Origin of the sequence: Fibrobacter sp. UBA3629, assembly GCF_002374005.1 — a bacterium.
Lineage (GTDB): Bacteria > Fibrobacterota > Fibrobacteria > Fibrobacterales > Fibrobacteraceae > Fibrobacter.
The window spans coordinates 1-11958 of the sequence record NZ_DFLC01000001.1 but is presented as its reverse complement, the minus strand read 5'-3'; the positions used below and the strand labels follow the sequence as shown (position 1 = coordinate 11958).

12 protein-coding genes are annotated in these 11958 nt (G+C 47.2%); 8 read left to right on the top strand and 4 right to left on the bottom strand.

The window, feature by feature from the left end; genetic code table 11:
- Positions 1–975, top strand: a 975-nt coding sequence (locus B2310_RS00055) for a class I tRNA ligase family protein (RefSeq protein ID WP_290727762.1), incomplete at its 5' end; no start/stop codon positions are given.
- 263 nt (positions 976–1238) lie between these two features.
- On the opposite strand, the gene B2310_RS00050 is transcribed toward B2310_RS00055, so the two are convergent.
- Complete coding sequence (locus B2310_RS00050) at positions 1239–1523, bottom strand: type II toxin-antitoxin system RelB/DinJ family antitoxin (protein WP_173382996.1); 285 nt, start codon at positions 1521–1523, stop codon at positions 1239–1241.
- 437 nt (positions 1524–1960) lie between these two features.
- On the bottom strand, positions 1961–2485 hold the full coding sequence (locus B2310_RS00045; RefSeq protein ID WP_290727760.1) for an acyl-CoA dehydrogenase family protein: 525 nt from the start codon (positions 2483–2485) through the stop codon (positions 1961–1963).
- Here B2310_RS00045 and B2310_RS00040 point away from each other — a divergent pair.
- Positions 2484–2642, top strand: coding sequence for a hypothetical protein (locus B2310_RS00040; protein ID WP_173366281.1), 159 nt, complete (start codon positions 2484–2486; stop codon positions 2640–2642). The two genes, B2310_RS00045 and B2310_RS00040, sit on opposite strands and share 2 nt — an antisense overlap.
- 109 nt (positions 2643–2751) lie before the next feature.
- Positions 2752–3918 (top strand): hypothetical protein, encoded by a 1167-nt coding sequence (locus B2310_RS00035; protein ID WP_290727757.1) that lies wholly within the window; start codon positions 2752–2754, stop codon positions 3916–3918.
- Positions 3919–4081: 163 nt separating this feature from the next.
- On the opposite strand, the gene rhuM is transcribed toward B2310_RS00035, so the two are convergent.
- A complete protein-coding gene (gene rhuM / locus B2310_RS00030) occupies positions 4082–4960 on the bottom strand; it encodes a virulence RhuM family protein (RefSeq protein ID WP_290725757.1) in 879 nt (292 codons plus the stop codon).
- 364 nt (positions 4961–5324) lie between these two features.
- Here rhuM and B2310_RS00025 point away from each other — a divergent pair, with 364 nt between their 5' ends.
- From B2310_RS00025 to B2310_RS00010, 5 genes are all read left to right on the top strand, one after another.
- Positions 5325–7097 (top strand): FISUMP domain-containing protein, encoded by a 1773-nt coding sequence (locus B2310_RS00025; RefSeq protein ID WP_290727755.1) that lies wholly within the window; start codon positions 5325–5327, stop codon positions 7095–7097.
- Between the two features lie 370 nt (positions 7098–7467).
- A complete protein-coding gene (locus B2310_RS13375) occupies positions 7468–7590 on the top strand; it encodes an IS3 family transposase (protein ID WP_367280926.1) in 123 nt (40 codons plus the stop codon).
- A 136-nt stretch (positions 7591–7726) separates the two neighbouring features.
- A complete protein-coding gene (locus tag B2310_RS00020) occupies positions 7727–9073 on the top strand; it encodes a potassium channel family protein (RefSeq protein ID WP_290727752.1) in 1347 nt (448 codons plus the stop codon).
- An 80-nt stretch (positions 9074–9153) separates the two neighbouring features.
- Positions 9154–9672, top strand: coding sequence for a helix-turn-helix domain-containing protein (locus B2310_RS00015; protein ID WP_290727750.1), 519 nt, complete (start codon positions 9154–9156; stop codon positions 9670–9672).
- Complete coding sequence (locus tag B2310_RS00010) at positions 9573–10493, top strand: IS3 family transposase (protein WP_349678380.1); 921 nt, start codon at positions 9573–9575, stop codon at positions 10491–10493. Before B2310_RS00015 ends, B2310_RS00010 begins: the two co-directional genes overlap by 100 nt.
- 391 nt (positions 10494–10884) lie before the next feature.
- On the opposite strand, the gene B2310_RS00005 is transcribed toward B2310_RS00010, so the two are convergent.
- A partial coding sequence (locus B2310_RS00005) for an acyl-CoA dehydrogenase family protein (protein ID WP_290727748.1) occupies positions 10885–11958 on the bottom strand: 1074 nt, incomplete at its 5' end.

Genomic DNA, 11958 nt, shown 5'->3' with positions numbered 1-11958 from the left:
GCAAAGGAACTTGAAAAGTACTGGATGCCCGTGGACCTCTATGTGGGCGGTGCCGAACACGCCGTGCTCCACCTACTCTACAGCCGCTTCTGGCACAAGGTCTTGTTTGATCTCGGTCTCGTCTCTACCGACGAACCGTTCCAGAAACTCTTCAACCAGGGCATGATTCTCGCCTTCGCTTACGAAGATGCCGCTGGCTCCAAGGTCCCCACCGACGAAGTGGAAGAGAAGAACGGCAAGTTCTTCAAGAAGGGAACTGACATCGAGCTCAAGCAGATTGTGGCCAAGATGAGTAAGTCCCTCAAGAACGTCGTGAACCCGGATGACGTGGTGCGCGACTACGGTGCCGACAGTCTTCGTTTGTACGAAATGTTCATGGGCCCGCTGGATGCCGTGAAGCCGTGGCAGACCAAGGGCATCGAAGGAATGAACCGCTTCCTCGGCCGCGCCTGGCGTTCTGTTGTCGGCGACAGCGATGAAGCCCCGGTGTTCGTTGACGAAACCGCTCCGGAAGCAATCGAAAAGGTGATGCACCAGACCGTCATCAAGGTGACAAGCGACATCGAAAACATGAGCTTCAACACCGCGATTAGCCAGCTGATGATCTTCAACAACGAAATGATGAAGATGGACAAGCGCTACCGCGAACCGTGCGAAACCTTCGTCAAGCTGTTGCATCCGTTTGCCCCGCACATCGCCGAAGAAATGTGGAGCATCCTCGGTCACAACGAATCGCTCACGAACGTCGCCTGGCCGGAAGCCGACCACTCCAAGGCCGTGGAAAACACCGTCGAAGTCGTGTTCCAGGTGAACGGCAAGGTCCGCGCGAAGGCTTCTGTCGCCAAGGACATGGACAAGGCCGAACTTGAGAAGCTTGCGCTTGACAATGAACGAGTCAAGGAGTTTATGGCGGGCAAAACCGTCGTGAAGTCGATTGTTGTGCCCGGCAAGCTCGTGAACATCGTGGTGAAGTAACTAGAGTGTCATCCTGGAGCGTCTGTAAAGACGCGATAGGATCCATAAAAATTCAGACCGTAGCCTAACCGCTGCGGTCTTTTTTTTCACCCTCCGCAAAACATAAGCGACTCAGCAATCCCCACGAAAATCAGGAACGGAAGAACCTTCAACAACAGGGTAATGGCGCAGGCGTCTCCTGCGCCTTCTTCCTATTTCTTGAACAAATCGCTGTGCGAACCTGTTCGCGTCAGCGTCAATATGAGCGCATTGCCCGAAATTCTTTACTTGTCGAGAATGTCCTTAATCATTGCGTTTGCGTTCTTGTAGGATTTGGCCTTGCGTTTTCCTGACGCGATTTCGTTTGCTTCGGCCATGGCGGCGATGGTCTCGTCGTTGGGTGTGTCAAGGGCGATCTCGAACGGGATCTTGCGGAGACGGACGACCTGCTTCAAGAAAACGGTAATTGCCGTAGACATGTTCATCCCGAGCTGGTCGAACAGGGTTTCGGCTTGCGTTTTGAGCTTTGAATCGATTCTTGCGCTGATTGTATTCATTGTGGTTCCCATAAAGTGCTCCTTTTTTTACTAAAATTTATATAAAAGTTAGTAAAAGAGCAATACAGTGTATTAAGTTTTATCCGTTTTTACCCGCTACAGAACATTAAAGACGCGAAAATCCCCACGAAAATGAGTATTGGCAGCACTTTCAGCAGCAAGGTAATGGCGCAGGCGTCCCCTGCGTCACCAGCCCCGAAAAGAGCCGATATGTCCCCAAAGGGGACCATAGCTACTAAACAGCAAAGCTGCAAGTAGCTGGAGGCCTAGCACGATAAGGAAAGTTACCAGCATAGAACCTCGCTCCCTATAAATATATAAACGAGGGGATGTCATAATATGACATAGGCTGTTTTTTGAAAAAAGAAAACCCCGACTCGTTAGAGCCGGGGCAATTTCTTTATGGATTGCTTCGGGACTGGCGCCCCTCGCAATGACGAAGAAGCAGCTTATGCCTGCTTATAGCTCTCCATCGCTTCCACGCTCAAGCTCTTCACGAAGTTGTAGTGCTTGGCGACTTCGGCTTCGGCGAGGTTCAGGTACACCTTCATGCTCTTGTCGAACAGTTCCGGTGCCTTGGAGGCGTCGCGGAGCATGAGCTGGCTCATCACGCAGTTGGCTGCGAGTTCGTAGAGGTGGCGGCTGCAGAGGTCGGTGAACTCGTTGTTGTTCGCTGCCTTCACAACTTCGATGGCTTCGTTGAACTTCGCGTCCATGGCCTTAGCGCGGGCCTTGAGGCTCTCGTATTCGGCGGCCACTTCGCCCGCTTCCAGTTCCTCGAGCATCTGGCTGTAGGTACCGGTGGTGATGTGCGGGAGGGCGGCAACCGTCTGCAACTGCGTCGTGCCTTCGTAAATGGAGGTGATGCGTGCATCGCGGTAGAGGCGCTGGCAAGCGTATTCGAGCATGTAGCCCGAACCGCCGTGCACCTGGATGCTGTCGTAGGCGTTCAGGTTGGCGTATTCGGAGTTCATGCCCTTGGCGAGTGGAGTGCATTCGCTGGACATATGCTATGACGTCGCGGGCTACAAGTTTACCATTCGTTCTAGCTTCGACATGATGATGGACCCGGATTCCGGCGACATCATTCTTAAGCTACAAAACGACAGCGTCAAGACCACCAAAAGCTGATGGGAACATGCCGCTTGCTCTGAAAAATGAACCGTCAATTTATAATGGGTTGCCCGCGAAAGGGCAACCTTTTGTATATTTTGTATGTAAACTGAAATAGGAGGATAGAATGGTGAAAAAATTTTTGATGGCGGGCATTGCGGCGTGCCTGTTTGCCGCTTGCGATGAATCAACTTCGTCACAGGCTCCGGAACAGGAAGAAGTTGTTGCGGTGGAAAGTTCGTCGGGGGATGACTCGATCGTTTCGTCATCGGGAACAGAAAGCTCTTCGTCGGAAAATGTGGCTGGTTCCTCGGCGACGGATCCCGCTGCAAGTTCTTCGTCCCAGGAGGCACAGACGAGTTCCGCATCGCAGGAACAGGCGACCAGTTCTGCAACGGCCGCCCCTGAAAGTTCCTCTTCCGAAGAATCCAAATTGCCGCAGTATGACAAGTTGCCTTTCGATACCACGGGCGTAAAACCGGACGTGTACGACTTTGTACCTGTTGATACGGGCGCAAAGCAAGAAACGTACAAGTATGAACCGATTGATGAATCGTACTATACATCGTATGGCGAAAACGCGAAGAATATCCGCTGGGTATATCCGAGAGACTATGAAGGATACTGCTATATCATAGATGAACCGAACGGGGAGTATGGTGGCGGATTCATGTCTACGTCGGCCTATTTGGAAAGGGTCGTCATTGTTCAGGATGATTCGCTGCTATATGCCGATTTGTACGAATGCTCCGACTATGTCTGGGACGGTTGCCGTAACTCCAAGGATGCCTACCTGGCAAAAATCAAGGTCGGCGATGACGTCTATTATTACAGGGAATTTGAAGATGAGCTAAAGCTTGTGCAGCTGACGGATTCTACGGTGTCCGAATGGACTGTCAAGAATCCAACCTATGTTGCGCCTGTTGTCGAATCGCATAGCGGCTGGCCGAAGAGCATGTTTGCAGACGATGCCTTGGTAACATTTGTCGGCGACGATCCCAATTCCGACTACGCCGATACACTGTACATCGAGAAGTACAATGTGAAAATTACAGACGGCGAAAATACATGGATCTTTGAAAACGATACATGCACGGAACGGGGATATTCTCCTGCCTCCGACCTGAGCGCAAGTGAATCCTGCAGCGGGTATATCAAATACCACAACGAATCGAAAGCGTGCATCAAGCGCAATCTGGGCACTGCGTCCTTTGTCAGGCTGTGCCGCCCGCAAAAAGACGTGTATGCAAGCTGGAAAGTCTGGTGCATTCTGGATCAAGAAAAACCGGACTGATTTTAAATAGTGCTTGAATGGGGGAAGTATCCCCCTCGCTTCAGGCCCGGCCAAAATCCCAAAGGTCAGTGAGCCTGCCGAACCGCCGAAGGGCCGGGTCTTCCGCTACCCTCTCTCCTAGGGGTCAAACCCCTAAGACCCCGAAGTGGTAAAATGCAGCTTTCTATTTCACCATCGCAAGTACCTGCTCCTTGGTGACGAAGTTCAGTACTGAAAATGCCGTCATTTGATTACCTAAATCCTTGAACGACGCCCCTACATGATAAACTACGTCATCGACGATGACGAAACGGTCGTGGACTTCGCGCATGTTCTCCAAGTGGACCGTCGGAAATTGCCGATTCAGCCGTGCCTCTTCCTCTCTCATAGCGTGAGTGATTCTAGCGGAATAGATCGTCGCATTCACACCCTTGGCGCGTTTTGCCATAAGCGAAAGAACCATGTCGTTGGCATACGGGTCAATGATGACGATTTCCTTTTTTGCGGAACGCACCAACTGCACTGCGAATTCGTAGCCGCTCCAGTGCGCATGTGCAGGCAACAAACCTTCGCTTGGCGGCAAGTTCGTCTTCACGAAAAAATCCACTTGCTTTTCGAGATTGATTATGCGGGAATCATGGTTCTCCAGCTTGTTTTCGTGAGATATCAGCCGTTGGTTGATGCTGCAACCCCTTAGCAAATGCTCTTTAAGTACTTGATTTGCCCATTGACGGAAACGTGTTCCTTGAATAGACTTTACGCGATAGCCGACTGAAATGATAACATCAAGATTGTAAATCTTCGTTTTGTACTTTTTCCCGTCATTTGCAGTTAGTAAGGATTCCTTACATACTGAATTGGCGTCCAATTCGTGTTCTTGGAAAATATTCTTGATATGGAGGGTGATATTGTTTCGCGTGCTGTTGAACAATTCTGCCATCTGCGCCTGCGTGAGCCATACGGTCTCATTTTCAACACGGACTTCGATATGAAATTCTCCGCCCTCCGGCTGGTACACGACAATCTCATTTTTGCCTGCAACAGGCTGCACATCTTTACTCATCTTTCGCTCCTGCCCGCAAACATGCTTGAAATTGCGGGTCTTTTTTTCTGCAGTTCAAATATATATTCTTTAAATGTCATATTATGACAGTTGGATGAAATTGTGATTTTTTTTCAGTTTTGGGAAAGCTTATGCAAAGGGGAGGGCTCGCTCCAGGCTCGGTCAAGGTCCCTGAGCCTGCCAAAGGGCCGGGTCTTCCGCGCACCCCCACTGCGGGGCTCAGACGCCGCCCCGCAACGCCTGGCTTACCCTGCCTGCCCTATGATGCTAGAAAACTTAAACTCGCGATAAAAAAAGAGGCCACTTAAGCCCCAAGGGTGTGCCACTTAGCAGGAAAAAAGGATATATTTCAACTTAACTGGTAATGAATATGGTCGTTCATAAACCCACTATAAAAAACTACAAATCCAATAAAAAAATGTTTTCCAAGCCCTTTAAATTCCTCCTTCTAATGTTTATCGCGACAGTCTCCTTGACGGCTTGTGGCGATGACGGAGCATCATCAACCTCTTCAAAAAACGAGGATTCTGCAGAACTTCCGCAGGATAGCCTTGCGGAGGACCGTTACAGCAGTTCGGAAGACGTTTATCCAAGCGACAGACAATCCTCTGATTCCACCTTGATAAGTTCCTGTTCTGCTCAGGATAGTTCTAGCAGTGCCGGAAATGATGTTCAAAGTTCGTCATCCACGGACGAGTCGTCCAGTACAGACAGTTCAGAAACTTCTTCATCATCCGATGGCGAAGACAAGCCAGGGAGCGTCACAAAAGTCGCATGGCAGTACCTTAACCCATCAATCAAATACGGAGAATTTACCGATGAACGCGATGGACAGGTATACAAGACCGTAGTAATTGGTGATCAAACTTGGATGGCCGAGAACCTAAACTACGACTATAACTATGGTTCTGCAAGAAGCTTGTGCTACAATCTAACTGCAGACAGCTGCGAAAAATATGGTCGTCTTTATACTTGGGCTGCAGCAATTGATTCCGCAGAAATATTCAGCGCGATGAGAACGACACCATTTAGGACTGCGGAAATGGGTTTTGTTAGAGGAATCTGTCCAGAAGGATGGCGTTTGCCGAGCAATTATGACTGGAGAACCCTGTCTGAACTTGTTGGAATTACATATACTGGCGGTTCTGCATCTTCAGCTGGACGTGGAAAGCTTTTGTCAGCAAATGCATGGTCTGTTAGTAGCAACGCAACAGATGTTTTTGGCTTATCAATTCTTCCTTCAGGATATTCATTAGGTATTGATTCGATGTTTTACCCTGCCACGACCAGGTTCCATTCAAGCACCGAACTTACCACCCTTCCCTCCCATCATTACAGTTACATAACCTATACCGTGAGTGGTTATCATCCTATGTACGTCAATCTTCCTATGCTCCCAAAGGATTGTGGAATTTCAATCCGGTGTGTAAAGGACAATAAAACCATTCCAGCGATAATTCAAAATCAGACAATTGTTGATAGTAGCGTGTATGATGCCGTAGCAAACAAACTTACGGATCTCCGCGACAACAAGGAGTACAGAACAACCACAATCGGCGATCAAGTATGGATGGCCGAGAACTTGAACTACGCTTATAACATAGGTTCTGCCCAAAGTTACTGCATGGAACACGATCATCGCTATTGTGATAAGTTCGGACGACTATACCTGTGGAGCGCGGCAATGGATTCCGCAGCGATTTTCAGCGAAACAGGTAAAGGTTGTGGGTATGGTACGACATGTGGAGATGCGGCATCCTTCGATGCTGGCTACAAGGTACGAGGCGTTTGTCCCTCCGGTTGGAGGTTGCCAAATCGTAAAGACTGGAATGCATTAGTTAAATTCCTAGGTAATTCGGGCGGTTCAAAATTGCGTTCAACCAGCGGTTGGTACGTAAGTGATGATATCGACGGCAACGGTACGGATGACTTTGGATTTAATGCAATTCCTACAGGACATTGCGTGAACGACGGATCCTTCACCCTTTCCAACTATGATGCGTCATATTGGAGTAGCGAGGAAGAAGATGATGACGTGTGGGCGAGTTTTATTTCCCTATCCTACAATGATGATGAAATAACATTTCCTGTGATTGGAAAAAGAATTGCAAGTTCTGTCCGCTGTATAAAAGAATAAAAGTTCCTTATTTTAAAATGGACTGCTTAAGCCAAGACTTGTATTAACAAGTTCATTAAAGTTGTCACTTCTACACAGACTTTGGGGCCTTCTAGATCGTTTCTAGGGCGAGCTTGAACTTTGCGATGAGCAACTTTGTCTCGGGGACGAAGCGGGAGCCGCGGGACTTGCGTTCGTGGGAAAACTCGTTCATACGCTTGGAAAAGTCGCTGTCGCAGACCTTGTTGGATCATGCAGGAGTTAATAAGAGGGTAGCATAAGCTATTATATTTATTGCCCCCCCAAAAAAAGGTAAAACAATGGCAATAATCTATAACCGAGGCATAGATTTTTCTGTAAAAAACAACTACAACTCCGAGACAAGGGGAAGATCTACAGGCGGAACTTCAAGGGCCTTGAAGACGTGCGGGTGGCCGTTTTCAAGTACATTGAGCTATTCTACAACTGGAAGCGGCTCCACGGTTCGCTGGGGTACATGACTCCGGTTGTATAGGCTTAAAAAGGAGGTCGCTTAGGCCAAAAGGGTATAACCACTTAGCAGGAAAAAGGATATATTTTAACTTAACCGGTAATGAACATGGTCGTTCATGAACCCTCTATAAAAAACTACAAATCCAAACTGGATATGGATGATGAAATTAGTAAGAATAGTGATTGTTCTTCTTACGGTTGGCCTTGCAATCTACATTGGTATGGGAATGCTTGAGGTTTTTCCGAGTTTGTCTCCTTTGCCTTTGTGGCTGGAGGGAATTGTTGCATTTCTATCACTTCTTCTCGGTATTGTCCTAGGCTATGGAGCGTTCAATCTCCATAATAAAAAGCAAGAAATTATCAGTGAAAGGAATGAAGAAGAGGTAAAACGACGTTGTGGAGGTGTTTATGATTTATTGAATCTAAAAAGCGATTCTTCCCGTGGAATCGAATGCGTGGATTTTTCGAACTCTTTCGGTGATTTATTCAATGATGACATAAAGTTTGAAAAGAGATCCGGTCAGGAAATAGCGAATCTTTGCAAAATAGACGAAGAAATTCATATAGACAATACTGTAATTGACGCTGGCAAAGAACTTGTCATATCAAGAAAAAATCGTGTAATCGTGAAACGTTGTATAGTGTTAGGTGCTTTGACTATTGATGATAACAACTGTAATTCGAGTATTCTTATTTCAGATTGTTTGTTTTTTGGCAAATTGACCATAAGAGGAACGACTCTGAATAATCATGATTGCTCCTTGTCTGTTGAAAAAGTCTTTGCGGATCAAATTGACATTTCAGGGGTTGTGTCCAATTTGAAGATGCGCTCGGTTTCGTCTGGTTCGCTAAATTTTGTTATGGCTGACGTTAAACGCTCTGATTTGAGAATGTGCAAATTTTCATCGCTGCGATTAGTTTGCTCAAGTCTCGACTTTGAATTTAATGCAAGTCTTGCTTTAAACGTAAAAAATACCTTGCGTGAAAAATTGGTGAAAAAATGGACACCTGTAAAATTAGTTATGGTTGAATTTCAAACTGCGAAAAAAAACTATAGAGACGTAATGAACTTGCTGATTGATGGCGATCAGTTTAAGTCAGTAAATGATAGAGCAACCCTGATTTACTATAGAAATAAAATGGACTTGAATGGTTTCATGAAGTTTTTTTACGTTATTCTTGGTGGAATGATTGAACCAAGGTTCGTATTCGTTTGGATGTTTGTAGTTTTGTGTTTATTTGGGGGCATATATTATTTTTTGGATGACCCTTTTGTTGCTGAATGTATTAATGCGACAGGAAACTGCAGCCGGAGCGCAAATGGAATTGGAGAATCGATTTATTTTTCAATTATAACGCTAACCACTGTTGGCTACGGAGATTTAACTCCGTGTTCTTACGCTCGTTTTTGGGCTTCTTTAGAAGGCATTTTAGGCATTCTGTTAGGTGGTGCTTTTTTGATAGCCGTGTCACGAAAATATTTTGATCGATTTAACGATTTGTAATTTTATTTTAGAAATAACATAAGAAACATTGCCTTGAGGTGAACTGAACCCCAAAAGTTGGACACAACTATGAGGTTCTCATGAACGATAAACTATTAGAATGGCAAAAGGTCATTGACCTATATAAAGAAGGTCTTACTCCAAAAGAAATATCCAGAAAAGTGTCGTTTGATGTTCGCGACATATGTCACAAGTGTCGCGAATTTGAGATTTTGGGGCGACTAGTAGAGCCGAAAAAATGTACATTCCGTGCATCGAATGCATTGAAGCAGAAAGCCATAGAAGCCATCGTTGTTAAATCGCAGCCATATTATGAAGTAACCGCAAAATATGGTATTAGCAGAAAATCACTAATGGACTGGGTTCGCAGGTTTCGTCATGGAGGATACGACGAACTGCTTGCAATAAAACCAAGAGGAAGACCCCGAAAAATGTCAAAAAGCACGTCAAGGATTTCAAAAGGGAAAAGTGAAATCGATCGACTTAAAGAAGAAAATGAATACTTGAAAGCGGAGAACGCCTACTTAAAAAAATTGAAGGCCCTAGACCAAGAAGATGCCGGGATGTTCGGTATAGGGCCGAAATCGTCCGGGAATTAACAAATGAATATGCCCTCAAGTATCTTCTGAAGGCCAGCGGACTATCGCGTTCTACATACTACTATAACCTCCGTAGAAAACCGGACCGCTATGCGGAAGAACGTATCCGAATCAGGTCTGTTCATGCGGCAAACAAGGGACGTTACGGCTACCGCAGGATAGACGCGCAACTCAGAAATGAGGGCTACACGATCAACCACAAGACTATTTGCAGAATTATGAGAGAAGAAAATCTGAAAAACATCCGTAAACGCTGCAAGTACCGTTCGTACAAGGGCGAAATTGGGAAAACTGCGCCGAATAGGCTCAATCGCAACTTCAACCCAAAGGCTCCCGACAGGAAGTGGACAACCGATGTGACACAGATAAATATTGGCGTGAACAAATGCTATTTATCGCCCATACTAGATATGTACAATGGCGAGATAATCTGCTACACGATTTCCAACCATCCGGATCTCAAGATGGTTATGAATATGCTTGACAAGGCGTACTCCTTAAAACGTAAATGGAAAGGGCTAATTCTACATTCCGACCAAGGGTGGCATTATCAACATGTAAAATACCAGAAATCATTACGAGAGCATGGAATTATTCAAAGTATGAGTCGTAAAGGAAATTGTCTTGATAACGCCATGATGGAGAACTTCTTTGGAATAATGAAAACTGAATTTCTCTATCCGAATACATTTCGTGATATAGGTCATTTCAAGCGGGAATTAAAAAAATACATCGAATACTATAACAATGATCGGATAAAGCTTCGCTTAAATGGAATGAGTCCGGTTCAATACCGAACTCATAACGGAGTTTTATCCTAAATTTTAATTGTCCAATTTTTGGGGTTCACATCACAAGGCCGGGGGGAGGCGGACTTTTTTTTGACAGATTAGTTAGGTTAAATTTAGACTTTTTCCGTAGTCATCAGGGGTCATTTCACCAAGATTCATCTATATTCTATCCTTGCAGAACCATTCCAAATAATCATTCAACTCTTTTTTAAATTCGTTTTTGGTAACACCTGCTGTAAGCTTTCCCATAATCGGAAGACCTTTAGATGAAGTGCTTTCTGATTTGAAAAAACAGTTCGTGTGATGGTTTACAAGGAGTCTATAGAAAAAGACCTCGGTTCATCACCGAGGCCTTTAATTTTATGGATTCTATCGCAGCGGCCCTTCGACAGGCTCAGGGACCTTGCTCCAGAATGACTTCTTACGCCTTCCTGTAGCTCTCCATCGCTTCCACATCCACGCTCTTCACGAAGTTGTAGTGCTTGGCGACTTCGGCTTCGGCGAGGTTCAGGTACACCTTCATGCTCTTTTCGAACAGTTCCGGTGCCTTGGTAGCGTCGCGGAGGAGCAACTGGCTCATCACGCAGTTGGCTGCGAGTTCGTACAAGTGACGGCTGCAGAGGTCGGTGAACTCGTTGTTGTTCGCGGCCTTCACAACTTCGATTGCCTCGTTGAACTTCGCGTCCATGGCCTTCGCACGGGCCTTGAGGCTCTCGTATTCGGCGGCCACTTCGCCCGCTTCCAGTTCCTCGAGCATCTGGCTGTAGGTGCCGGTGGTGATGTGCGGGAGGGCGGCAACCGTCTGCAACTGCGTCGTACCTTCGTAAATCGAAGTGATACGAGCGTCGCGGTAGAGGCGCTGGCAAGCGTATTCGAGCATGTAGCCGGAACCGCCGTGCACCTGGATGCTGTCGTAGGCGTTCAGGTTCGCGTATTCGGAGTTCATGCCCTTCGCAAGCGGCGTGCAAGCAGAGGCGAGCTTCTGGTAGAGCTTGAGTTCTGCCTTCTCCTCGTCAGTGAGCTTGCGGGTGCGCTCGATGTCCTCGAGTCCCTTGTAGATGTCCACGTAGCGGGCTGTCTGGTACAGGAGTGCGCGGCCTGCGTCGAGGCGTGCCTTGATGTTGGAAATCATCTCATAGACGGCGGGGAAGTTCACGATGGCCTGGCCGAACTGCTTGCGGTCCTTGGCGTAGGCGAGGGCTTCGTTGTATGCCATCTGGCTGATGCCCACGGACTGTGCGGCAATGCCGAGGCGGGCGCCGTTCATGAGTGCCATCACGTACTTGATGAGGCCGAACTTGCGGCGGCCACAGAGCTCAGCCTTCGCGTTCTTATAGACAAGTTCGCAGGTCGGGCTTCCGTGGATGCCGAGCTTGTTCTCGATGCGGCGCACGTTCACGCCGCCGTCGCGCTTGTCGTAGATGAACATCGAAAGGCCGCGGCCGTCGTGGGTGCCTTCTTCGGAGCGGGCGAGCACCAGGTGGATGTCGGAGTC

Bases quoted from the DNA above. Each gene is read 5' to 3' on its own strand.
- B2310_RS00015 (WP_290727750.1), top strand. From the start codon at position 9,154: ATGAACGATAAACTATTAGAATGGCAAAAGGTCATTGACCTATATAAA.
- B2310_RS00050 (WP_173382996.1), bottom strand. From the start codon at position 1,523: ATGGGAACCACAATGAATACAATCAGCGCAAGAATCGATTCAAAGCTC.
- rhuM (WP_290725757.1), bottom strand. From the start codon at position 4,960: ATGAGTAAAGATGTGCAGCCTGTTGCAGGCAAAAATGAGATTGTCGTG.
- B2310_RS00020 (WP_290727752.1), top strand. From the start codon at position 7,727: ATGATGAAATTAGTAAGAATAGTGATTGTTCTTCTTACGGTTGGCCTT.
- B2310_RS00045 (WP_290727760.1), bottom strand. From the start codon at position 2,485: ATGAACTCCGAATACGCCAACCTGAACGCCTACGACAGCATCCAGGTG.
- B2310_RS00025 (WP_290727755.1), top strand. From the start codon at position 5,325: ATGAATATGGTCGTTCATAAACCCACTATAAAAAACTACAAATCCAAT.
- B2310_RS00035 (WP_290727757.1), top strand. From the start codon at position 2,752: ATGGTGAAAAAATTTTTGATGGCGGGCATTGCGGCGTGCCTGTTTGCC.
- B2310_RS00040 (WP_173366281.1), top strand. From the start codon at position 2,484: ATGCCCTTGGCGAGTGGAGTGCATTCGCTGGACATATGCTATGACGTC.